This is a genomic window from Streptomyces sp. NPDC093260 (assembly GCF_040683715.1).
GTDB lineage: Bacteria > Actinomycetota > Actinomycetes > Streptomycetales > Streptomycetaceae > Streptomyces > Streptomyces sennicomposti.
This window is the reverse complement of the sequence record NZ_JBFBEK010000022.1, coordinates 88,093-111,664: the sequence shown is the minus strand read 5'-3', so window position 1 is coordinate 111,664 and position 23,572 is coordinate 88,093. Positions and strand designations below refer to the sequence as shown.

Here is a 23,572-nt window from a genome sequence, read left to right as displayed (position 1 = left end):
TTCGGGGCCGGGCTCGGCGAAGCCGCCCGGCGGGACCGCCGCTCACACCCCGCCTGACCACCCGCTCAGCTCCCGGCGGGGCCCCCGGAGGAAGCGGCGCCCTCCCTGGCCGAAACGGCCCCGCTTCCGGCCGAGTCGCCACCGCTTCGGACCGGGCCGGGAGCGCTCCCGGCCGAATCGGCAGCGCTCCCGGCCGGACTCGCACCGCCCCCGGCCGGGCGGCCCCCATCGCCTCCGGCGGAGTCTCCGTCGTCCCCGTGCCACGTGCGCCACAGCGCCGCGTACGCGCCGTCGGCCGCCACCAGTTCCTCGTGGGTGCCGAGTTCGGTCAGGCGGCCGGACTCCATGACTGCCACCCGGTCCGCGTCGTGGGCGGTGTGCAGGCGGTGGGCGACGGCGATGACCGTGCGGCCCTTGAGCACGGCGGCCAGGGCGCGTTCGGTGTGGCGGGCCGTCGCCGGGTCCAGCAGCGCCGTCGCCTCGTCCAGGACGAGCGTGTGCGGATCGGCCAGCACCACCCGCGCCAGCGCCAGTTGCTGCGCCCGCGAGCCGTCCGTACGGCCGCCCTCCGCCCCCAGCTCGGTGTCCAGACCGGACTCCAGCTCCCGTACCCACCCGTCCGCGCCCACGGCGGCCAGCGCCGCCCACAACTGCGCGTCGGAGGCGGCCGGTTCGGCGATGCGAAGATTGTCGCGGACCGTGCCCAGGAAGACGTGGTGCTCCTGGGTGACGAGGACGACCTGGCGGCGCAGCCGCTCGGGTTCCAGGTCCGCGATCGGCACGCCGCCCACCGTCACCGACCCCGCGGTCGGCGCGTCCACGCCCGCCAGGAGCCGGCTCAGCGTGGTCTTGCCCGCGCCGGACGGCCCCACCACGGCGAGCCGTTCCCCGGGCCGCACCGTCAGATCGACCCCGGCCAGCACCTCGCCGCCGCGCTCGTAGGCGTAGCGCGCCCCCACCACGTCGATCCGGTCGTCCGCCGGGACGGGCGAACCGGCCGCCCCGGCCGACGGCAGCGCGCGGGCCACGCCCTCCACGCGGGCGAACGAGGCCCCGCTGCTCTGGAGTTGCTCCACCTGCATCAGGATCTGGTCCAACGGCTCGGTCAACTGCCGCAGATACAGGGCGGCGGCCACCACCGCGCCCAGGGACACCGCGCCCCGCGCGTGCAGGAACCCGCCCAGCAGCAGTACCCCGGCCACCGGGAGGGCGTAGGACACGTCCACCGCCGGGAAGAACACACTGCGCAGGAACAGGGTGTGCAGCCGGGTGCGGCGGGCCTCGTCCAGCGCGTGCCGGCTCGCCGTGACCCGCCGCCCGGCCAGCCCGAACGCCTCCACCGTACGGGCCCCGGCGGCCGTCGCCGCGAGGATCTCCGCGACTTCGGAGGTGGCCGCGCCCTCGGCGAGGTAGGCGGTCCGCGCCCGGCGCAGGTACCAGCGCAGCGCCAGCCAGATCGGTGTCAGCGTCAGCACGCCGACGGCTCCCAGCAGCGGGTCGATCACGAACACCGCGACCAGCACGGCGAGCGCCTGCATCCCGCACACCAGCAGCTCGGGCCCCGCGTCGCGCAGGGTGGTGCCGACGGTCGACACGTCGGCGGTGCCGCGCGTGGTGAGGTCGCCGGTGCCGGCCCGCTCCACGACCGAGGCGGGCAGCGCCAGCGCCCGGTCCACGAACTCCTCCCGCACCCGGGCGAGGGTGCGTTCGCCGAACCGGTGGCCCAGGTAGCGGGCGTAGCGGGCCAGCAGCAACTGGGCCAGCGCGCACATGAGGATGGCGAGCGCCATCCGGTCCACGCCGTCCGTGCCGCCGCCCGCCCGGACGTGGTCGACGATCCGGCCCAGCAGCCACGGCCCGGCCAGGCCCGCCCCGGCGGCGAGCACGTTCAGCAGCAGGACGGCGGTGAAGGCCCGCCCGTCGGCCCGCACCAGCCGCCCCGCGGCCCGCCGCACCTCCCGGACCCCGGCGACCGGCAACCGTCCCTGCGCCAGGCCGCCGCTGTCACCGCCCGGCCCCCGCTTCCCGCCCTTCCCCGTCACCGGACCGCCTCTCGTGTGTCCGGCGCCTCGCCGGGCCGTGCCCCGGCGCCGTGCGTCTCGGTGTCCCGGGCCACCAGGTCCCGGTAGGCCGGGTCGCGGGCGAGCAGGTCGCGGTGTGCGCCGCTCGCCGTGACCTTGCCGTCGACCAGGTGGTGCACGAGGTCGGCGCGGTCCAGGACCAGCGGCGAGGTGGTGGTCACCAGCGTCGTACGGCCGGCCCGGGCCGCGTACAGCCGGTCGGCGACGGCCGCCTCGGTGTGCGCGTCGAGCGCCGAGGTCGGCTCGACCGCCAGGAGCACCTCCGGGTCGGCCAGCAGCGCCCGCGCCAGCCGCACCCGTTGCCGCTGACCGCCCGACAGGCTGCGCCCCTGCGCGGCCACCGGCGAGTCCAGCCCGTCCGGCAGGCCGCGTACGACGTCCTCGGCGACGGCCGCGTGCAGCGCCCGCACGATCTCCGCCTCCGTGTGGTCCGCCCGCCCCGACAGCAGTTCCCGCAGGGCGCCCGCGAACAGGTCGGCCTCGTTGTCCGCGACCAGGACGCGTGCGCGCACCTCGCGCAGCCGGATCTCGTCCAGGCGCCGTCCGCCCCAGGTGACGTCGGACGGCTCGTACCGGCCGAGCCGGTCCACGACCGCCGCCGCGTCCGCCGGGCGGGCGCACACCAGCGCCGTCAGCCGCCCCGGCGGCACCCGCACGCCCGAGTCCGGATCGTGCAGCACGGACGGTTCGGCCGGCCCGTCGAGGACGCCGGTGTCCGCCTCCGGCTCCACCCGCAGCAGCCGTACGACCCGGCGGGCGGCCACCACGCCGCGGCTGAGGTCGTAGCCCATCTCCACCAGGAAGGCCACCGGGCCGACCAGGACCGCGGTCCAGCCGTACACCGACACCAGCTCGCCCACGGTCAGCTCGCCCCGGGCGGCCAGCCGGGCGGCCAGCCAGGTCACCACCGCGAGGAACAGCGTCGGCAGGCCCACCCCGAGCGCCTGCATCCAGCTGGTGACCGCGCCGACCCGGTAGCCCTGTGCGCGCAGCCGCTGCGAGTCCCGGCGGAAGGCGTCCGCGAACAGGTCCTTGCCGCCCAAGCCGTTGAGGACGCGCAGCCCGCCCGCGAGGTCGCCGATCCGGGCGGTCAGCACGCCCTGCCGCTCCCGGTACTCGCCCTCGGCGCCCTGCAACCGCCGCATCAGCGGCCCGACCAGTACCGCGATCAACGGCAGCCCCAGCAGCACCACCACCGCCAGCACCGGCGAGACCGCCAGCAGCAGCCCCGCCACCACCACGTACACGACGACCGAGCCGACGCCCGGCCCGATGACGGTGAGCGCCCTGCTGACGGTCTGCACGTCGCCCACGCCGATCGTGACGACCTCACCGGCCCCCACCCGGCGCGGCAGCGCCGCGCCGAGCCGCGCCACGTGGTCCACGACCACCTTGACCGTGCGGAAGTTGGCGTCCATCCGCACCCGGGTCATCGTGCGGTGCCGCATGATGGACACCCAGGAGTTGACCGCGCCGACCACCACCAGCGCGGCCGTCCAGCCGGCCAGCGCCGCCGTGTCGCCGCGCTGGAGTCCGTCGTCCACCGCCCGCGCCATCAGGTACGGCGTCGTCGCCAGCAGCACCATCCATGTGCTCGCCAGGACCGCTCCGGCCACCGAGCGGCCCGGCTGGCGCAGCGCCAGCCACGCCAGGTAGTGCCACCCGCCGCGCCGGTCCGGCGTCCCCGGGTCCTCGTACGCGTCGATCACGCTTCCCCCGATCCCCGCCGTAGCGCCGTCCGCATTCCGCCGTCCGCCGCTCAGGCGAGACTGTCGCGCCAGGCCCGGTGCAGTGCGGCGAAGCGGCCCGTCCCGGCGATCAGTTCGGCCGGGCGGCCGTCCTCCACGATCCGGCCGCGCTCCATCACCAGCACCCGGTCGGCGATCTCCACGGTGGACAGCCGGTGCGCGATCACCACCGCCGTACGGCCCCGCAGCACCGTGGCCATCGCGCGCTGCACCGCCTGCTCGCCCGGTACGTCCAGCGAGCTGGTCGCCTCGTCGAGGATCAGTACGGCCGGATCCGCAAGCAACGCCCTTGCGAACGCGACCAGTTGGCGCTGCCCGGCCGAGATGCGGCCGCCGCGCTTGCGGACGTCCGTGTCGTAGCCGTCGGGCAGGGCGCTGATGAAGTCATGGGCGCCGATCGCCTTCGCGGCGGCCTCGATCTCCGTGCGGCTCGCCTCCGTTCGGCCGATGGCGATGTTGTCGGCGACCGTGCCCGAGAACAGGAACGCCTCCTGGGTCACCATCACCACCCCGCGCCGCAGTTCGGGCAGGGCCAGCTCGCGCAGGTCCACGCCGTCCAGCAGCACCCGCCCGGCGGTGGGGTCGTAGAAGCGGGCCAGCAGCTTGGCCAGGGTGGACTTGCCGGCGCCGGTGGAGCCGACCACGGCGACGGTCTGCCCGGCCGGAAGGGTCAGGTCGAACCGGGGCAGCACCTCGCCGCCGGTGCGGTACCCGAAGCCGACCGCGTCGAACACCACCTCACGGCCCGGCAGTCCGGACGTGAGCGGGGGCAGCGAACGCGGCGCGGACGGCTCCGGCACCGACGGCGTCTGCGCCAGCAGGCCCGCGATCTTCTCCAGGGACGCGGCCGCCGACTGGTAGGAGTTGAGGAACATGCCGAGGCGGTCGATCGGGTCGTACAGCCGCCGCAGGTACAGCACCGCCGCCGCCAGCACGCCCAGCTCCAGCGAACCGTCCGTCACCCGGTACGCGCCCCACAGCACCATCGCCGCGACCGCCGTGTTCGCCACCAGCCGGGAGCCGACCACATAGCGGGCCATCTCCAGCAGCGCGTCGCCGTTGGCGCGTTCGTGACGGCGGTTGAGGACCGCGAAGTCGGCGTCGTTGACGGCCTCGCGCCGGAACGCCCGCACCGGCCGGATGCCGTTCATCGTCTCCACGAACTTCACGATCACGGCGGCGATCGCCGTGGACCGCTCCCCGTACACCCTGACCGCGCGCCGCTGGTAGAGCCGCACCAGCACGTACAGCGGCACGAACGAGGCCACCGCGACCGCGCCGATGCCGAGGTCCAGCCACAGCAGCATCGCCGAGATGTAGACGAACGACAGGACGACCGTGATCAGCTCCTGGAGCCCCTCGCTCAGCAGCTCCCGCAGCGACTCCACGTCCGTGGTGGAACGCGAGATGAGCCGGCCCGAGGTGTAGCGCTCGTGGAAGTCGACGCTCAGCGCCTGGGCGTGCCGGAAGATCCGGCCGCGCAGATCCAGCAGCACGTCCTGGTTCACCCGGGCCGCGCCCACGATGAACGCCCACTGGAACGCGCCGGAGGCCAGCGCGCACAGCAGATAGCCGACGGCCACCGCGATCAGCGGCCCGTTCTCGTGCGCGCGCAGCGCCGGTACGGCGGTGTCGATCGCGTACGCCACCAGCAGCGGGCCCGCCTGCGCCGCCGCCTGCTGGAGCAGCAGCAGGAGCGTCGTCCCGGCGACGCGGGACTTCATCGGGGCGAGCAGCGAACGCAGCAGCGCGGCCGTGGCGCCCGGGGGAGTGGGCAGGACGTCCCGGTCGAAGGGGTCGCCGGAGTCCTTCGGGCGCGGCGGTTCGTCCGTCTCGTCCTCGGCGGCGGGGACGGGCGCGGTGGAAGCCGTCATCGGTCCTGGTCCTCCTCGGTCGGCTCGGACGGCGTCGTGCCGCCCGCCATCAGATGGGCGTACTCGGGGTGGGTGCGCAGGAGTTCCTGGTGGGTGCCGACGGCGGCGATCCGGCCGCCGGAGAGAAGGGCGACGCGGTCGGCCAGCAGCACCGTGGAGGGGCGGTGCGCCACGATCAGGGCGGTGGTGTCGGCGAGGACCCGGCGCAGCGCGGCCTCCACGGCGGCCTCCGTGTGCACGTCCAGGGCGGACAGCGGGTCGTCCAGGACGAGGAAGCGGGGGCGGCCGACGACCGCGCGGGCCAGGGCGAGGCGCTGGCGCTGGCCGCCGGACAGGCTCAGGCCCTGCTCGCCGACCTGGGTGCCGGTGCCCTGCGGGAGCGCGTGCGCGAAGTCGGCCTGCGCGACGGCGAGGGCGCGGTCCAGGTCGGCCGCGCCCGCGGTGTGCGGGGCGCCCATCAGGACGTTCTCGCCGACGCTGGCCGAGAACAGGGTGGGTTCCTCGAAGGCGACGGCGACCAGGGAGCGCAGGCGGTCGCGGTCCATGGCGGTGATGTCCTCGCCGTCGAGGGTGATGCGGCCGGAGGTGATCTCGTGCAGGCGGGGGACGAGGGCGGTGAGGGTGGTCTTGCCGCTGCCGGTCGCGCCGACGAGGGCGACGGATTCGCCGGGGCGGACGTGCAGGTCGACTCCGTCGAGGAGGGGTGGGGAGTCGGGACTCGCGTCGGGGTAACGGAAGCGGACGTTCTCGAACCGCAGCCCGCGCTCGGTGACGCCGCGGCCGGCCGGCCCGGTCGTCCTGCGGGCCGTCGCGCCTGCCCCGGTGCCCGACGCCGTCGACCCGCGGTCACCAGGAACCGCCGGTTCCTCCGGCTCCGCGTCCATCACCTCGAAGTACCGTTCCGTGGCCGTCGCCGCCTCCTGGCTCATCGCCAGGAGGAAGCCGATCGACTCCACCGGCCACCGCAGCGCCAGCGCCGTGGACAGGAACGCGACCAGCGTCCCCGCCGACAGCGCGTCGTCGGCCACCCGCGTCGCGCCCACCACCAGCGTCGCCCCGATGGCCACCTCGGGCAGCGCCATGATGACGGCCCAGATCGTCGCCAGCAGCCGCGCCTTGCCCAGCTCCGTGCCGCGCAGGGTCTTCGACAGCTCGCGGAACGCCCGCGCCTGGCTGCGGTGCCGGCCGAACCCCTTGATGACGCGGATGCCGAGGACGCTCTCCTCCACCACCGTCGTCAGATCGCCGACCTGGTCCTGCGCGAGCCGCGCCACATGCGCGTACCGCTTCTCGAAGTACGCGCTGAGCGCGATCAGCGGCACGGCCGGTGCCAGCATCACCAGCCCCAGCGTCCAGTCCTGGACCAGCATGATCGCCAGGCCCACCAGGATGGTCACGCTGTTGACCAGCAGGAAGGTCAGTGGGAAGGCGAGGAACATGCGCAGCAGCATCAGGTCGGTGGTGCCGCGCGAGAGCAACTGGCCCGAGGCCCACCGATCGTGGAAGGCGACCGGGAGGCGCTGCAGGTGCCGGTAGAGGGCCGCCCGCATGTCCGCCTCGACCCGCGACAGCGGCCGGGCCACCAGCCACCGCCGCAGCCCGAACAGCACCGCCTCGGCGAGACCCAGCACCAGCACGCACAGCGCGCCGAGCCAGACGCCCCCGGTGTCCCGGTCGGCGACCGGCCCGTCCACCAGCCACTTCAGGACCAGCGGGATCACCAGCCCCACACAGGAGGCGACGATCGCGACGGCCGCGGCGACGGCCAGCCGGGCGCGCACCGGGCGCACGTACGGCCACAGGCGCAGCAGGGCCCGCACGGCCGAGCGGCCGGCGTGGGCGTCGCCGCCGGGGCGCTGTCCGGCGTCCGCAGGGCGCTGTCCGGCGCTCGCGGGGGTGTCCCCGGCGCCTTCCTCGGTGGTCTCCCCGGCGGGAGTGGGTGTCGTGGGCATCAGGAGCGAGCGTACGGATCGGCACTGACATCGCCCACCGAGTTTTGGCCGGACCGTGGTCCGTCCCTGGTCCTACGACCTGCGCGTTCGGCCGTCCGGGGGAGGGTTCGCCCGGTCCCGTCGTAGCGCGGCATCAACCGATCGGCTGATGCCGCTTCGAGCGCGTCGGGCGATGTGCGGGCGGGGTGCGCGCCGGGATTCTGGGGCCATGTCAGTCATCGAAGTCAGCGAACTGCGCAAGTCGTACGACGGCCGGGCCGTCGTGGACGGCGTCTCGTTCTCCGTCGAGGAGGGCGAGATCTTCGGCGTCCTGGGGCCGAACGGAGCCGGGAAGACCACCACCGTGGAGTGCGTCGAAGGGCTGCGCGTCCCCGACGCGGGCCGGGTCCGGGTGACCGGCCTGGACCCGGTCGCCGACCACGAGCAGGTGGCCCGTGTCCTCGGCGCCCAGCTCCAGCAGAGCGAGCTCCAGTCCAAGCTCACCGTCCGCGAGGCACTGGAGCTGTACGCCTCCTTCTACCCGCACCCGGCGGACTGGCGGCCCCTCGCCGAACGCCTCGGTCTGACCGACAGGCTGACCACCCGCTTCGGCAAGCTGTCCGGCGGGCAGCAGCAGCGCCTGTTCATCGCGCTCGCCCTCATCGGTAACCCCCGGGTCGTCGTCCTGGACGAGCTGACCACCGGACTCGACCCGCGCGCCCGACGCGACACCTGGCAGCTGATCGAGGACGTCCGCGCCGGCGGGGTCACCGTGCTGCTGGTCACGCACTTCATGGAGGAGGCGCAGCGGCTGTGCGACCGGATCGCGGTCATCGACAAGGGCAGGATCGCCGCGCTGGACACCCCGCAGGGCCTGATCCGCCGCTCGGCCGGGGCCACCGTGATCAGCTTCACGCCGTCCGCGCCGCTGGACGGACACGACCTGAACGCGCTGCCGGAGGTGGCCTCGGTGGCGTACAAGGACGGGCGGGTCACGCTCTCGGGCACCGACGCCACCGTCAACGCCGTGATCACCCTCCTCGCCCGCCACCACGTCACCGCCCGACAGCTCCGCGTCAGCGACGCCACGCTCGACGACGCGTTCCTGGACCTCACGGAGGCCGCCGCATGAACACCCCGGTCGTCGACGGCGCCGTGCTGCGCACCGAGATCCGCCTCTTCGGCCGCGAGCCGGGCGCGATCTTCTGGATCCTGCTCTTCCCGACCCTGCTGCTGGTGATCCTCGGCTCCATCCCGTCCTTCCGGGATCCCGACGACTCGCTCGGCGGCCTGAGGCTCGTCGACACGTACGTACCGATCACCGTGCTGCTCGGCATGATCCTCGGCGGGCTCCAGGGCATGCCGCAGGTCCTCACCGGCTACCGCGAGCGCGGCATCCTGCGCCGGATGTCCACCACCCCGGTCAGGCCCATCGCCCTGCTCACCGCCCACATGGTGGTCTTCGCGGGCGCGGCCCTGGTCTCCGCGCTGCTCGCCCTGCTCGTCGGCCGGCTCGCCTTCCACGTGCGGCTGCCCGAGCGGCCCTTCGGGTACGCCGTCGCCCTGGTGCTGGCGGTGCTGGCCGCCCTCGCGCTGGGCTCGGTGGTCTCCGCGCTGTCGCGCACCACGAAGATCGCGGGCGCGGTCGGCAGCGCGGTGCTCTTCCCGATGATGTTCTGCGCGGGCCTGTGGGTGCCGGTGCAGGCCATGCCCCACCTGATGGCCCGGATCGTCGGCTGCACGCCCTTCGGGGCCGCCGCGCAGGCACTCGGCCAGGCCGCCGGGGGCGACTGGCCGGGCTGGACCCACCTCGGCGTGCTCGCCGCCTGGACGGTGCTGCTCACCGCCGGGGCCGCGCGCTGGTTCCGCTGGGAGTGAACCGGCCGTGCCGGACACTGGGTCCATGACGAACGCCGAGTGGGCGCCGCTGCGGGTCGGCTTCGCCGCCTGGGGACCGTACGGACTGCTGGCCGTGGGGGTGCTGACGGCGGCCGGTTCGGCCGGCGTGGTCGGCATGTCCGGGAGCGAGATGTACCTGTCCGCCGCCCTGGTGGCCGCGGCCCTGGCGCTGGAGCTGGGACGGCCGTGGGCGCTGCGTCACCGGCCGCCGCGGGGCCGCGCGTCCGTCTGCCTCTACTTCCTGCGCTGGGCGTTCGGATTCGTCCTCACCTGGCTCAACCCCTTCTTCGCCTTCTACGCCGTCATCGGCTACTACACGGCCACCGTGCAACTGCCCCGCCGCCTGGTGCTGCCCGGTCTGGGCCTGACCGCCGTCACCATGGCGGGCAGCGAGATCGGCGGTATGCCGCCCCGCGGCACGGTCGCCTGGTCCGGCTTCGTCGTGGTGCTCGGCGTCAACATCGCCATCGTCTCGCTGTTCACGCGCTTCGCCGACCAGGAGCAGCGCCGTGCCGTCGCCCAGGCCGAGACCATCGCCGAGCTGGAACGCACCAACACGGCCCTCCAGCAGGCCCTGGACGAGAACGCGGCCCTGCACGCACAGCTCCTCGTCCAGGCCCGCGAGGCCGGGGTCGCCGACGAGCGGCGGCGGCTGGCCGCCGAGATCCACGACACCCTCGCCCAGGGGCTGACCGGGATCATCGCCCAGCTCCAGGTCGTCTCGGGCGCCCCCGATCTGACCACCGCCCGCACCCATCTGGAGCGGGCCTCGGTCCTCGCCCGGCACAGCCTCGGCGAGGCCCGCCGCTCGGTGCACAACCTCGCCCCCGTCGAACTGGAGGACACCGGACTGCCCGAGGCGCTGAAGTCCACGGTCGCCGCGTGGGGCGAGCGCACCGGAGTACGCGCCGACTTCACCGTCACCGGCACCGCCGAGCAGCTCCACGACGAGGTGTCCGCCACGCTGCTGCGCATCGCGCAGGAGGCCCTGTCCAACGCCGCCCGGCACGCCCGCGCCGCCCGGGTCGGGGTCACCCTGTCCTACCTGGGCGACGAGGTGATCCTCGACATCCGCGACGACGGCGCGGGCTTCGACCCGGCCGCCGTGCCCGCCCGCACCCGCGCCGGCGGCTTCGGTCTGGCCGGAATGCGCGCCCGAGCCGAGCGCATCGCCGGGTCGGTGACCGTCGAGTCGGAGCCGGGGCAGGGAACGGCGGTCTCCGCTCGCGTACCGTTGGTGCGCCATGACCGATGACACGACCGTCTCCCTGCTGATCGTCGACGACCATCCCGTGGTGCGGGACGGTCTGCGCGGCATGTTCGAGTCCGCGCCCGGCTTCACCGTCCTCGCCGAGGCCGCCGACGGCGTGGAGGCCGTCGCGAAGGCCGCGGCGCTCGACCCGGACGTGATCCTGATGGACCTGCGGATGCCGGGCGGCGCGGGCGTGGACGCGATCCGCGAGCTGACCCGGCGCGGCGCCCGCGCGAGGGTGCTGGTCCTGACGACGTACGACACCGACTCCGACACCCTGCCGGCCATCGAGGCGGGCGCGACCGGCTACCTCCTGAAGGACGCCCCGCGCGACGAGCTGTTCACCGCCGTGCGCGCCGCCGCCGAGGGCCGTACGGTCCTCTCCCCGGCCGTGGCCTCCCGGCTGGTCTCCGCCGTCCGCGCCCCGGCCCCCGGCAACGAGCCGCTGTCGGCCCGCGAGCGCGAGGTGCTGGTCCTGGTCGCCCGCGGCACCTCCAACCGGGAGATCGCCCGCGAACTGTTCATCAGCGAGGCCACCGTGAAGACCCACCTCACCCACCTGTACGCCAAGCTCGGCGTCAACGACCGGGCGGCGGCGGTGGCGGTCGCCTACGACCGGGGCATCCTCGGCTGAGCCCCAGGCCCGGCGGGTGCGTGCCGCCCGAGGTCAGCCGGCCACCCGCAGCAGCAGCACCGAGCGGGCCGGCACCGTGATCGAGGCGCCCGCCCGGTGCACGACGCCCGGCGCCTCGGCCTGCTCCTCCAGCGAGGTGTCCACCACCACCTCGTAGCGCTCCGCCCACGGAGCCCCCGGCAGGACGAAGCCGACCGGGCGGTCCCCGGCGTGCAGGACGGCCAGGAAGCTCTCGTCCAGCACCGGCGCGCCCCGCTCGTCGCGGCCCGGGATGTCCCGCCCCGACAGATACATGCCGAGGGTGGCCGCCGGGGCGTACCAGTCCTCCTCGGTCATCTCCGCCCCGCGCGCGGTGAACCACGCCAGGTCGCGCAGCCCGTCCGACGAGTGGGCGCTGCCCGAGAAGAACGCCCGGCGCCGCAGCACCGGATGGCGGCGGCGCAGCCCGATCAGCCGGGCCGTCAGGTCGAACAGCGCCCGCCACCCGGGATCGTCCAGCAGGGACCAGTCCAGCCAGCCGGTCTCGTTGTCCTGGCAGTAGGCGTTGTTGTTCCCGTGCTGGGTACGGCCCATCTCGTCGCCGGCCACCAGCATCGGCACCCCCGTGGACAGCAGCAGCGTGGTGAGCAGGTTGCGCAGCTGGCGGCGGCGCAGCGCCCGTATCCCCTCGTCGGCGGTCTCGCCCTCCGCGCCGCAGTTCCAGGACCGGTTGTCGTCGGTGCCGTCCCGGTTGCCCTCGCCGTTGGCCTCGTTGTGCTTGCGGTCGTAGCTGACCAGGTCGCGCAGGGTGAAACCGTCGTGCGCGGTGACGAAGTTGACGGAGGCGTACGGCCGCCGGCCGCCCCAGGCGTACAGGTCGCTGGAGCCGGACAGCCGGTAGCCCATCTCCCGCACGTCCGGCAGCGCGTGCCGCCAGAAGTCCCGTACGGCGTCGCGGTAGCGGTCGTTCCACTCCGCCCACAGCGGCGGGAACGCGCCCACCTGGTAGCCGCCCGCGCCCACGTCCCACGGCTCGGCGATCAGCTTGACCCGGCGCAGCACCGGGTCCTGGGCGATCACCGCGAGGAACGGGGAGAGCATGTCCACGTCGTGCATGGAGCGGGCCAGCGCGGCTGCCAGGTCGAACCGGAAGCCGTCCACGCCCATCTCGGTCACCCAGTAGCGCAACGAGTCGGTGATCAGGCGCAGCACGTGCGGCTGGACGACGTGCAGGGTGTTGCCGCAGCCGGTGTAGTCGGCGTAGCGGCGGGCGTCGGCCTGGAGGCGGTAGTAGCGCTGGTTGTCGATGCCTTTCAGGGACAGCGTCGGGCCGTACTCGCCGGCCTCCGCGGTGTGGTTGTAGACCACGTCGAGGACGACCTCGATGCCGGCCGCGTGCAGCGCCCGCACCATCCGCTTGAACTCGCCCACCTGCTGTCCGGCGGTGCCGGCGGCCGCGTAGGCGGCGTGCGGGGCGAAGTAGCCGATGGAGTTGTAGCCCCAGTGGTTGCGCAGGCCGCGCCTGAGCAGGTGGTCCTCGTGGGCGAACTGGTGCACCGGCAGCAGTTCCACCGCCGTCACGCCGAGCCGCGTCAGGTGCTCGATCGCGGCCGGGTGGGCGAGCCCGGCGTACGTCCCCCGCAGCTCCTCGGGGATGCCGGGGTGGCGCATGGTGAAGCCGCGCACGTGCAGCTCGTAGATGACCGAGTCCGCCCACGGCGTCTTGGGGCGGCGGTCGTCCGACCAGTCGTCGTCATCGTGCACGACGACGCCCTTGGGCACGTACGGCGCCGAGTCGCGGTCGTCGCGCACCGTGTCGGCGACGTGCTGGTCCGGCCAGTCGCGGACGTGCCCGTAGACCTCGGGCGGCAGCCGGAACGCGCCGTCCACCGCGCGCGCGTACGGGTCGAGGAGCAGCTTGGCCGGGTTCCAGCGGGCGCCGGTCCACGGGTCCCAGCGGCCGTGCACCCGGTAGCCGTAGCGCTGCCCCGGCAGCACGCCCGGCACGAAGCCGTGCCATATCTCGTGCGTCAGTTCGGTCAGCCGGGTGCGGGTCTCCTTGCCGGCCTCGTCGAACAGGCACAGCTCGACCGCCTCCGCGCCGCCGGCCCACAGCGCGAAGTTGGTGCCCGCGACCCCGTCCGGTCCGATCCGGAACCGGGCGCCCAGCGGCGTGGACGCCCCCGGCCACACGGGCACGGGCGGCGCCGCCGGGGCGACGCGCCGCCCTCCGGCCACGGCGACGGCGGCGGACGCGGGAGCCACGACGGCGCGGCGGCCGGCGCGCCCGTTCGTGTCCGACCGCCCACGGCCGCCGCCCGCGAGGCGGTGCCGGTCCTCGGCGGGCTGCGCGTGACCGCCGCCCCCGAGACCATGCCCGTCCTCGGCGGGCCGCGCCTGCCCGGCGGCCCGCCTGTCCGGCCGTGCGTTCTCGGGGCTGTGTCCGGGGTCGCCGCCCGTGGGGCCGCGCTCGCCCGGCCGCCCGTCCTCGGGCGTCTGTCTGTCGCGGGGCACCCGCCCGTTGCCGCCCGGCCGGCCGTCCTCGGTCGCGCGCCCGCCCGGCCCGCCGTCCTCCGTGGCCTGTCTGCCCGTGGGCACCCGGCCGTTCCCGGCCGGCTCCCCGTCCTCGGTCGCGGACCCGTCCGCGGGCACCGACCCGGAGGCGTCCGGGCGACCGGCATCGGGCGGCGGGCCGTCCTCGGCCGGGTGGTCGGCGTCGGGCGGCTGACGGGCGCCGGTCGTCGACCCGGCGTCGGTCGTCGGCCCCTTCGCGGTGGCGCGCCCGCTCGCCACCGCCTCCTGCTCGGCTGCGCTCGACACCTGGTCGGCCCCTTTTTTCGGCTGCTGCGGCTCGTTCGGCTCCGGTCCGCTCCTGCGGCTTGTCCCCCGGGCGCGGCTCCCCGGCGCGTGCTCCTCCCCACTGTTCTGCCCAGAGGCGGGGTCGCACTCACGTTTCCCGGGAGCGGGCCGGTCGTTGGGCAGCCCGTGAGGCACGTACAACGGCGCGCACGGCGCGCGAGGGCCGTGATGGCCGCCGTACTGGCATGGGCAGGACTACTGGCCGGGGCCGCCGGCTGCACCGCGGGCGGCCCGGAGTCGCTCGGCCGGGTCTTCGGCAAGCCCCCCGCGCCCGAGGACGTGGTCCGCGTCGCCCCGGCCGACGGCAGCAAGGACGTCCGCCCGGGGACCAGGCTGCGGGTGCGGGTGGCCGGCGGGCGCCTCCAGTCCGTCAGGGTCGTCAAGGCGCAGGACGCGCAGGACACCCCGGTGCCCGGCCGCCTCTCCCGCGACGGCCGCACCTGGCAGCCCGACGACGACCGGCTCGCCCTCGCCGCCAAGTACACCGTGGACGCGGTCGCCGTGGACGAGGACGGGCACCGCGCCGCCCGGCACACCACCTTCACGACCTACGTCCCCGCCGAGCGCTTCATCGGCTACGTCACCCCCGAGAACCGCTCCGTCGTCGGCACCGGGATGATCGTCTCCCTGTCCTTCAGCCGCCCGGTCGCCGACCGCGCCGCCGTCGAGCGCGCCGTCCGGGTCAGCGCCGACCCGCCCGTGGAGGTCCGCCCGCACTGGTTCGGCAAGGACCGCCTCGACTTCCGGCCCCGCGCGTACTGGCGGCCCGGCACCCGCGTCACCGTCGATCTGCGCCTGCGGGACGTGCAGGGTGCGCCCGGCGTCTACGGGCTCCAGTACAAGACGTTCTCCTTCACCGTCGGCCGCAGCCAGGTCTCCCTGGTCGACGCCGCGGCCCACACCATGCAGGTGCGCCGCGACGGCGAACTGCTGGCCACCGTCCCCGTCACGGCCGGCGCGCCCAACTCCACCACCTACAACGGGAAGATGGTGGTGATGGAGATGCTGGAGGTCACCCGCATGAACAGCCGCACGGTCGGCTTCGGCGGCGAGTACGACATCCCCGACGTCCCGCACGCCATGCGCCTGACCGACTCCGGCACCTTCCTGCACGGCAACTACTGGTCGGCGCCGACCACGTTCGGGCGGACCAACGTCAGCCACGGCTGCGTCGGGCTGAAGGACGTCAAGGGCGGCAGCTCCGGCACCCCGGCGGGCTGGTTCTTCGACCGCAGCCTCGTCGGCGACGTGGTCGAGGTCGTCAACAGCGACGACCGCACGGTCTCCCCGAGCAACGGACTCGGCGGCTGGAACATGAGCTGGGCCGACTGGACGGCGGGCAGCGCACTCGGGTAGCCGGGCGGGGCACGCCCGAGGCGTGCCCCGAGTGGTCGCGCACGGCCGGGTTGCGCGACGGCGGACAAGCGGTTTCCGGCGGCTGCCGAAGTTGGGACGGAACAGTGACATTCGGCCGGCGACCCGCCCCCTGACCTTGTGGTTACTATGCGCCAATGTGCGCGTGGGACGCGCTGGGGCACGGGTCGGACCGGCCCGGGGAGGGGAGTCACGTTGAACGTGCGGCCGATATCGGGGGCGTCGGTTGACGCGCGCGGACGCAGGGGGCGGCCGGGGCGCGGGGCGGGCAGGGGAGTGCTCGCACTGTCCTGCGGGGCACTGCTGCTCGCCGTCACCGCGTGCGGCGGAGGGGACGCGGACGCGGAGTCCGGCAAGAGCGGGGGCAAGGACGCGGACACGGCGCAGAGCAAGCAGTCGCAGGCCGTCGTCACCATCGCGCCCGAGGACGGCGCCAAGTCCGTCGACACCAGCGGCGCCCTCAAGGTCGCCGCGAGCCAGGGCAAGCTCACCCAGGTCGTCGTCAAGGACCCCAAGGGCACCGAGATATCCGGGGAGATAACCGGCGGCGGCGCCACCTGGACGCCGTCCTCCCACCTCGCGGCCTCGACCAAGTACACGGTCCACGCGGTCGCCAAGGACTCCGCCGGCCGCCAGGCCGCCGAGGACTCCAGCTTCACCACGCTGACGCCGAAGAACACGTTCGTCGGAGACTTCACGCCCGAGGACGGCTCCACGGTCGGCGTCGGAATGCCGGTCTCCGTCAACTTCACGCGCGGCATCACGCATCCGGACGCCGTCGAGAAGGCCATCCAGATCAAGACCGAGCCGGCCGTCGACGTCGAGGGCCACTGGTTCGGCAACGACCGCCTCGACTTCCGGCCCGAGCAGTACTGGAAGGCCGGCACCAAGGTCACCGTCAAGATCGACCTGGACGGGGTCGAGGGCCGGCCCGGCGTCTACGGCAAGCAGACCAAGACCGTCTCCTTCACCATCGGCCGCAACCAGGTGTCCGTCGTGGACGCCAAGAAGCACACGATGAAGGTCATGCGCGACGGCAAGGTCGTCAAGACGCTCCCGGTCACCACCGGCAAGCCCGGCTACGACACCTGGAACGGCCGCATGGTCATCAGCGAGAAGCTCGCGGTGACCCGGATGAACGGCGAGACGGTCGGCTACGGCGGCGAGTACGACATCAAGGACGTCCCGCACGCCATGCGCCTGACCACCTCGGGCACCTTCATCCACGGCAACTACTGGGGCGGCGACGCCTTCGGCAACTACAACGCCAGCCACGGCTGCGTCGGCCTGCGCGACGTGCGCGGCGGCTACGACGGCGGGGTGCCGGCCGCCTGGTTCTTCAACCACTCGATGATCGGCGACGTGGTGGAGGTCGAGAACTCCCACGACAAGACCGTCGCCCCGGACAACGGCCTCAACGGCTGGAACATGTCCTGGAGCGAGTGGAAGGCGTGACGGCGCGCGGGGGCGGCCCCGCCGACGCGTGAGCGTCCCCCGTGCCCCTCGGGAACGGTGTGGCCCCGGAGTCCACGGGAACGGGGGGAGCGCCCCGGCCGCCGCGGGAACCGGCCCGGTGTGATCGACCGCACCGGGCCGGTTCCCGTTAGTGGTGGTTAACCTGCTTGCCATGACCGTAACTCTGGAAGTCGCCGACGGCGTCGGCACGCTGCGCCTGGACCGCCCGCCCATGAACGCGCTGGACGTCGCGACGCAGGACCGGATCAAGGAACTGGCCGAGGAGGCCGCCCGCCGCGAGGACGTGCGCGCCGTGGTGCTCTACGGCGGCGAGAAGGTGTTCGCGGCCGGCGCGGACATCAAGGAGATGCAGCTGATGGACCACGCGGCGATGGTGCTGCGGGCCCGCGCCCTCCAGGACTCCTTCACCGCCGTGGCCCGCATCCCCAAGCCGGTGGTCGCCGCGGTCACCGGCTACGCGCTCGGCGGCGGCTGCGAGCTGGCGCTGTGCGCCGACTACCGCATCGCCGGGGACAACGCCAAGCTCGGCCAGCCGGAGATCCTGCTCGGCCTGATCCCCGGCGCGGGCGGCACCCAGCGGCTGTCCCGGCTGATCGGGCCCGCCAAGGCCAAGGACCTCATCTTCACCGGCCGCCAGGTCAAGGCCGACGAGGCCCTGGCGCTCGGGCTGGTGGACCGCGTGGTGCCGGCCGCCGAGGTGTACGAGGCGGCGCACGCCTGGGCGGCGCGGCTCGCCAAGGGGCCGGCGCTCGCGCTGCGGGCCGCCAAGGAGGCGATCGACAGCGGTCTGGAGACCGACCTGGAGACCGGCCTCGCCGTCGAGCGGAGCTGGTTCGCGGGGCTGTTCGCCACCGAGGACCGCGAGCGCGGGATGCGCAGCTTCGTCGAGGAGGGGCCGGGCAAGGCGAAGTTCCTCTGACACCCGTGGTTCCCCTGGTGCCCGCCGCTTCCCCGACGCCCCGCGCGTCACACGCGGTTGACGCGGCGTCCGCTCGCGTGTCCCCCGAAGGGGCGGTTTAGGGGAGCCTTAAGGCAATCTCAAGGCCGACCCGCCGCGGCGGCCGGCTCTTCGCCGCCGGCCGTGCCGTCCCCGCAGGTCGGCACGGCCGGACCGGTGCCGGAAGGGCTCGGGGCATATGCCGGCGCGGGGCCGGGCGACGGGGGCGTACGGGGGGCGTATTCCACCGGAACGGCCACACGGCGCGGTCCGGGCCGCCATGATGGGGGCATGGCGGGGCTGGAGGGCATGGAACAGCCGCGGGGACAGGGGCACGCGTCCGCGGCACGCTGGTCGCCCGCGATCGAGGACGAACGGGCGCTGACCGCGCTGGAGTTGTACGGCAACCCCACGGACGCGGAGGTTCCGCTGCCGTCCCGGCCCGAGTCCGCGGCCACCGCCCGCCGGCTGGTCCAGGTCGTCGTCCTGCGCCACTGGGGACTGAGTCCCAAGCTGACCGAGGACGCGGTCCTGCTCGTCTCCGAACTCGTCGGCAACGCCGTCCGGCACACCGGCGCCCGGGTGTTCGGGTTACGGCTGCGCCGCCGCCGGGGCTGGATCCGCGTCGAGGTGCGCGACCCCTCCCGGGGACTGCCGTGCCTGATGCCGGTGCAGGAACTGGACATCAGCGGCCGGGGCCTGTTCCTGGTCGACAAGCTCGCCGACCGCTGGGGCGTGGACCTGCTGCCGCGCGGCAAGACCACCTGGTTCGAGATGCGTGTGGCGGACCGCTGACGCGGGGCGGGCGACGTGGTGACATCCCACCGGACCGCGCTCCATGACACCTGATCAGGCCCGTGCGGCACCCGATCGGCCCCGCCCACGGCCCCCTCGGCCGACCGACGCTCACCCGGTGGCCACACGTGTGAATCGCCCGTTTCTTACCTTTCGCCCCTTAAATGGTGCGGGTGACCACCACTGATCGTCGCGGCGTGCTGCGGGCCGGCGCCGGGCTCGTCGCCGGGGGCGCGCTCGCGGCCGGGTGTTCCGCCACCGGCGCCGCCCCGCACCCCGCCGCGCCCGACGCCCCGCCCACGGGCGCCCCCGCCACCCCCACCGCCGCGGCGCGCTCCGCCGCCCCCGCCCCGCGCGCCTTCCCGCACCAGAGCGCGCAGATCACCCACGGCCCCCGCGACCGCCCCCGCGTCGCCCTCACCTTCCACGGCCAGGGCGACCCCGCGATCGCCCGCGCCCTGCTCACCACGGCCGAGGAGCACGGCGCCCGCCTCACCGTGCTCGCCGTCGGCACCTGGCTGGACGAGCACCCGGAACTGGCCCGCCGGATCCTGGACGGCGGCCACGACCTCGGCAACCACACCCAGCGCCACCTCGCCGTCAACGACATGTCCGAGTCAGACGCCCGTGCCGAGATCACCGGCTGCGCCGACCGCCTGAAAGGCCTCACCGGCTCCATCGGCGCCTGGTTCCGCCCCTCCCGCGCCCCGACCGCCTCCCCGCTGGTCCAGCGGCTGGCCCGGGACGCCGGGTACCCGCACGTGCTCTCCTACGACGTCGACTCCCTCGACTACACCCGGCCCGGCGCCTCTGCCGTCGTCCGCAACGTCATGGCGGCGGCCAGGGCCGGCTCCGTGGTGAGCCTGCACTTCGGATACGCCGACACGGCCGCCGCCCTCCCCGACGTACTCGCCGAACTCGACCGCCGCGGCCTGCACGCGGTCACCACCACGGAGCTGCTGAGCTGATGCCACCCACACCACCCACGCCCGCGTCCCGTCCCCTGAGGGTCCTGATCGCCGGCGCCGTCTGCGCCGTGCTCGCCGCGCTGCCCGCGTGCAGCGGCACGGACTCCGCCCACCACGCCGACGAGGCCCTCGGCAGCGAGGCGCCCGCCCGGCCCGAGCAGCCGGGGCGGCGGCAGGCCGACGCGCTGCCCGGCATGCCGCCCGTCCTGGACCCGAAGGACGCCTACGCCGCCGACCGTCCCGGCCGCCTCGCCGAGGCCGTCAAGGACTTCCCGACCCGGATCTACGTCCCCAACACCAACTCCAACACCGTCTCGGTGATCGACCCGAAGACGTACAAGGTCACCGAGACCATCCCGGTCGGCCGCCAGCCCCAGCACGTGGTGCCGTCCTGGGACCTGAAGACGCTGTGGGTCAACAACGACCTCGGCAACTCCCTGACCCCCATCGACCCGAAGACCGGCAAGGCGGGCAAGCCCGTCGACGTGCACGACCCGTACAACCTGTACTTCACCCCGGACGGCAGGTACGCCGTGGTGATGGCGTCCAAGGACCGCCAGCTCGTCTTCCGCGACGCGCACACCATGGACCGGGTCAAGACCGTCCCCGTCACCTGCGGCGGCGTCAACCACGCCGACTTCTCCATGAACGGCCGCTACTTCATCGTCTCCTGCGAGTTCAGCGGCGAACTGCTCAAGGTGGACACCGCGAAGATGCAGGTCGTCGGCCAGCAGAAGCTGGACGTGCGCGGTGCGATGCCGCAGGACGTGAAGATGTCGCCCGACGGCAGAACGTTCTACATCGCCGACATGGTGGCCGACGGGCTGTGGATCCTGAACGGCGACACCTTCGCCAAGCCCCGCTTCCTGCCCACCGGCAAGGGCGCGCACGGCCTCTACGTCAGCCGCGACTCCCGCCAGATGTACGTCTCCAACCGGGGCGAGGGCACCATCTCCGTCTTCGACTTCGCCGAGGACAAGCTGACCAAGAAGTGGCGCCTGCCCCAGGGCGGCAGCCCCGACATGGGCGGCGTCTCCGCCGACGGCAAGGTGCTGTGGCTGTCCGGCCGCTACAACTCCGAGGTGTACGCCATCGACACCCGCAGCGGGAAGCAGCTCGCCCGGATCAAGGTCGGCAGCGGGCCGCACGGCCTCGCCGTCTACCCGCAGCCGGGCCGCTACTCGCTCGGCCACACCGGCATCTTCCGCTGACGCCGCCCGGTGCGGGGCGCGGCAACCCACCGGCCGGACACGCCGCCGATCAGGTGACGGTCCACCGCCCGCCGCCGCGGAACCGCGATCGTGCTGCGCATGATCACCACTCGTCCGCGGCGGCGGATCGCCGCCGCCGTCCTGTCCGTGTCGGCCGTCCTCGCGACCACGGCCGCCACCGCTCCCACGACCTCCGCCGCCACGACCGGGAAGGCCGCCGGCCGGGCCGGCTTCGCGCGGGCCGCCGCCGCGCCCGCCTGCCCGCGGTTCGCCGACAGGGTCAAGGCCGCCGCCGACCGGCGCGTGGACGTGGACCGCATCACGCCCGACCCCGCCTGGCGCACCACGTGCGGCACCCTGTGGCGCAACGACAACCGGGCCCCGGAGACCATCTTCCAGGAGGGCTTCCTCCCCCGGGACGTGCTGGACGGCCAGTACGACATCGAGAAGTACGTCCTGGTCAACCAGCCCTCGCCGTACGTCTCCACGACGTACGACCACGACCTCTACAAGACCTGGAAGTCGGCGTACAACTACTACATCGACGCCCCCGGCGGCGTGGACGTCAACAAGACCATCGGCGACACCCACAAGTGGGCCGACCAGGTCGAGGTCGCCTTCCCCGGCGGCATCGCCCGGCAGTACGTCGTCGGCGCCTGCCCGGTCGACAAGGCCACGAAGACCGAGATCCTCAGCCGCTGCGAGAGCAACCCGAACTACGAGCCCTGGCACTGAGAGCCGCCCGGCGCCCCCGCCGGGCCGTACCGCCCGCACGGCCCGCCCCGCCGTGCCGTTAATCTGACCTGCGTCAGTACGACACGCAAGCCAGATCAATCGCGACACAAAAGGGGCGGACCGGTGGCGGACATCGAGGAAGCACGCAAGCAGTTCGAGCGGATCGACGCGGACGGTGACGGTTTCATCACCGCGGCCGAGTTCAAGTCGGCCCTGGCCCAGGGCGGCGACTGGAACGTCACCGACACCGTGGCGGAGGCCATCATCAAGCAGCGCGACCTCAACGGCGACAAGGTGCTGTCCTTCGACGAGTTCTGGGCGTACCTCAGCAGGTGACGCGGACGGCAGGGGCGCCCGGCGAACCCGCCGGGCGCCCCTCGTCGTACGGCCGTCGCGCGCCCGGCGGCCACAGGCTCACCCCGGGTACGGCGCGGCCTCGCGTCCCGCGTCCGCCACCCCGCCGCTCACCCGTTCGCCGCCGCCCGGAATACCCCGCCGCGCGCGGAGGTTGGGCCTGTCCTGCACAGCCGTGACAGCACACGGGCACCGACCTCCCGGAAGAGCGAGGCGAGCACAGATGAAGATCGGCATCATCGGCGCGGGCAACATCGGCGGCAACCTCACCCGGCGGCTCACCGCCCTCGGGCACGACGTCTCGGTCGCCAACTCCCGCGGACCCGAGACCCTGGCCGCACTGGCCGAGGAGACCGGCGCGACGCCGGTACGCGTCGAGGAGGCGGCGCGCGGAGCGGAGATCGTCGTGGTCACCGTGCCCCTGAAGGCGGTCCCGCACCTGCCGTCCGGGCTGCTGGACGGCGCCGCCGACGACGTGGCGGTCATCGACACCGGCAACTACTACCCCGAGCGCGACGGCCGGATCGACGCCGTCGAGGACGACGGCCTGACCGAGAGCCGCTGGACCGAGCGGCACCTCGGCCATCCGGTGGTCAAGGCGTTCAACGGCACCTACGCGCAGGACATCCTGGACCGCCCCCGCCCGGCCGGCGACCCCGGGCGCCTCGCGCTCCCGGTGGCGGGCGACGACCAGGCGGCCAAGGCGAAGGTCCGGGCGCTGATCGAGGAACTCGGCTTCGACACGGTGGACTCCGGCGGCATCGACGACTCCTGGCGCCAGCAGCCGGGCACCCCGGTCTACGGCCTCCGGGAAGGCGTCGAGGCGGTCACCAAGGCCCTCGCGGAGGCATCCCCGGAACGCCCGGCGGACTTCCGCGCCTGACCGGCGCCGCGGCCCGTCACTTCCTGGCCCACTCCCGCAGCGCGTCCGCACTGGAGAAGTCGGCGACGTTGGTGTCGTGCGGCTCGTCGGTGTACTGGTGGAAGAGCCACTTGGCCTTGATGCGGGGGTGGCCGGCCTTGACGTAGTCGGCGATCCACAGACCGTCGCCCGCGTACGAGGTGGTGTCGACGGTCAGCCAGAAGTGGCGGTTGGTGTACAGCACCACCCGGTTGTTCGGGCGCAGCTGCTTCACCTTGCGGATGAAGCTGTCCTTCTCGGCGTTGGAGGCGTGGGTGCCCTCGGCCGTGTTCTCCCAGTCCACGGCGAGGATGTCACCCCGCTTCTCGGGGGCGTGCGCGACGAAGTACTCGGCCTGGGCGGTGACGTCGCCCGGCCACAGGAAGTGGTAGAAGCCGACGACCAGACCGGCGTCCCGGCCGTGCTTGGTCTGGGCGCTGAGCCTGGAGTTGACGTACGAGCGGCCCTCCGTCGCCTTGATGAAGACGAAGGAGAGGCCGCTCGTGCCGTAGGTCGCTGACTGGTAAGCGCTCACATCGATGCCCTTGAGCATGCAAACTCCCT

Annotated in this window: 19 protein-coding genes; 13 read left to right on the top strand and 6 right to left on the bottom strand. The window is 73.9% G+C overall.

The window, feature by feature from the left end; translation table 11 throughout:
* Positions 1-65: 65 nt before the first annotated feature.
* The 4 genes from AB0N63_RS25690 to AB0N63_RS25675 are packed head-to-tail and all read right to left on the bottom strand — an operon-like array spanning position 66 to position 7,655.
* Positions 66-1,994: an ABC transporter ATP-binding protein gene (locus AB0N63_RS25690; protein ID WP_365531980.1), complete on the bottom strand. Its 1,929-nt coding sequence runs from the start codon at positions 1,992-1,994 to the stop codon at positions 66-68.
* 44 nt (positions 1,995-2,038) lie between these two features.
* A complete protein-coding gene (locus tag AB0N63_RS25685; protein ID WP_365531964.1) occupies positions 2,039-3,790 on the bottom strand; it encodes an ABC transporter ATP-binding protein in 1,752 nt (583 codons plus the stop codon).
* A gap of 50 nt (positions 3,791-3,840) precedes the next feature.
* Positions 3,841-5,703 (bottom strand): ABC transporter ATP-binding protein, encoded by a 1,863-nt coding sequence (locus AB0N63_RS25680; protein ID WP_365531962.1) that lies wholly within the window; start codon positions 5,701-5,703, stop codon positions 3,841-3,843.
* Positions 5,700-7,655 (bottom strand): ABC transporter ATP-binding protein, encoded by a 1,956-nt coding sequence (locus AB0N63_RS25675; RefSeq protein WP_365531960.1) that lies wholly within the window; start codon positions 7,653-7,655, stop codon positions 5,700-5,702. Before AB0N63_RS25675 ends, AB0N63_RS25680 begins: the two co-directional genes overlap by 4 nt.
* 208 nt (positions 7,656-7,863) lie before the next feature.
* On the opposite strand from AB0N63_RS25675, the gene AB0N63_RS25670 reads away from it, so the two are divergent.
* The 4 genes from AB0N63_RS25670 to AB0N63_RS25655 are packed head-to-tail and all read left to right on the top strand — an operon-like array spanning position 7,864 to position 11,419.
* Positions 7,864-8,766 carry an ABC transporter ATP-binding protein gene (locus AB0N63_RS25670; RefSeq protein WP_365531958.1) on the top strand — a complete coding sequence of 301 codons (903 nt, stop codon included), beginning with the start codon at positions 7,864-7,866 and terminating at the stop codon, positions 8,764-8,766.
* Complete coding sequence (locus AB0N63_RS25665) at positions 8,763-9,512, top strand: ABC transporter permease (RefSeq protein WP_365531956.1); 750 nt, start codon at positions 8,763-8,765, stop codon at positions 9,510-9,512. Before AB0N63_RS25670 ends, AB0N63_RS25665 begins: the two co-directional genes overlap by 4 nt.
* Positions 9,513-9,537: 25 nt before the next feature.
* Entirely contained in the window at positions 9,538-10,788 is a 1,251-nt protein-coding gene (locus tag AB0N63_RS25660) for a sensor histidine kinase (RefSeq protein ID WP_365531953.1), read from the top strand.
* Positions 10,778-11,419: a response regulator transcription factor gene (locus AB0N63_RS25655; protein WP_365531951.1), complete on the top strand. Its 642-nt coding sequence runs from the start codon at positions 10,778-10,780 to the stop codon at positions 11,417-11,419. Before AB0N63_RS25660 ends, AB0N63_RS25655 begins: the two co-directional genes overlap by 11 nt.
* A gap of 33 nt (positions 11,420-11,452) precedes the next feature.
* On the opposite strand, the gene glgX is transcribed toward AB0N63_RS25655, so the two are convergent.
* Entirely contained in the window at positions 11,453-13,636 is a 2,184-nt protein-coding gene (gene glgX / locus AB0N63_RS25650) for a glycogen debranching protein GlgX (protein ID WP_365531978.1), read from the bottom strand.
* A 789-nt stretch (positions 13,637-14,425) separates the two neighbouring features.
* Here glgX and AB0N63_RS25645 point away from each other — a divergent pair.
* The 9 genes from AB0N63_RS25645 (at position 14,426) to AB0N63_RS25605 (ending at position 22,990) form a co-directional block, all read left to right on the top strand.
* Positions 14,426-15,613, top strand: coding sequence for an Ig-like domain-containing protein (locus AB0N63_RS25645; protein ID WP_365531948.1), 1,188 nt, complete (start codon positions 14,426-14,428; stop codon positions 15,611-15,613).
* Positions 15,614-15,907: 294 nt separating this feature from the next.
* Positions 15,908-17,086 carry an Ig-like domain-containing protein gene (locus AB0N63_RS25640; RefSeq protein WP_365531947.1) on the top strand — a complete coding sequence of 393 codons (1,179 nt, stop codon included), beginning with the start codon at positions 15,908-15,910 and terminating at the stop codon, positions 17,084-17,086.
* A 172-nt stretch (positions 17,087-17,258) separates the two neighbouring features.
* Positions 17,259-18,026 (top strand): enoyl-CoA hydratase/isomerase family protein, encoded by a 768-nt coding sequence (locus tag AB0N63_RS25635; protein WP_365531944.1) that lies wholly within the window; start codon positions 17,259-17,261, stop codon positions 18,024-18,026.
* Positions 18,027-18,335: 309 nt separating this feature from the next.
* Positions 18,336-18,839 carry an ATP-binding protein gene (locus AB0N63_RS25630; protein WP_365531942.1) on the top strand — a complete coding sequence of 168 codons (504 nt, stop codon included), beginning with the start codon at positions 18,336-18,338 and terminating at the stop codon, positions 18,837-18,839.
* Between the two features lie 164 nt (positions 18,840-19,003).
* Positions 19,004-19,807 carry a polysaccharide deacetylase family protein gene (locus AB0N63_RS25625; RefSeq protein ID WP_365531940.1) on the top strand — a complete coding sequence of 268 codons (804 nt, stop codon included), beginning with the start codon at positions 19,004-19,006 and terminating at the stop codon, positions 19,805-19,807.
* A complete protein-coding gene (locus AB0N63_RS25620) occupies positions 19,807-21,018 on the top strand; it encodes a YncE family protein (protein ID WP_365531939.1) in 1,212 nt (403 codons plus the stop codon). Before AB0N63_RS25625 ends, AB0N63_RS25620 begins: the two co-directional genes overlap by 1 nt.
* 99 nt (positions 21,019-21,117) lie before the next feature.
* A complete protein-coding gene (locus tag AB0N63_RS25615; protein ID WP_365531936.1) occupies positions 21,118-21,753 on the top strand; it encodes an ADP-ribosyltransferase in 636 nt (211 codons plus the stop codon).
* A 123-nt stretch (positions 21,754-21,876) separates the two neighbouring features.
* On the top strand, positions 21,877-22,089 hold the full coding sequence (locus AB0N63_RS25610; RefSeq protein ID WP_365531934.1) for an EF-hand domain-containing protein: 213 nt from the start codon (positions 21,877-21,879) through the stop codon (positions 22,087-22,089).
* 193 nt (positions 22,090-22,282) lie between these two features.
* Positions 22,283-22,990 carry an NAD(P)-binding domain-containing protein gene (locus tag AB0N63_RS25605; protein WP_365531932.1) on the top strand — a complete coding sequence of 236 codons (708 nt, stop codon included), beginning with the start codon at positions 22,283-22,285 and terminating at the stop codon, positions 22,988-22,990.
* 16 nt (positions 22,991-23,006) lie between these two features.
* Here the strand turns inward: AB0N63_RS25605 and AB0N63_RS25600 are convergent, their stop codons facing one another.
* The gene (locus AB0N63_RS25600) at positions 23,007-23,561 is read right to left on the bottom strand and encodes a GH25 family lysozyme (RefSeq protein WP_365531929.1); all 555 of its coding nucleotides are present in this window, start codon (positions 23,559-23,561) and stop codon (positions 23,007-23,009) included.
* Between the last annotated feature and the right edge of the window lie 11 nt (positions 23,562-23,572).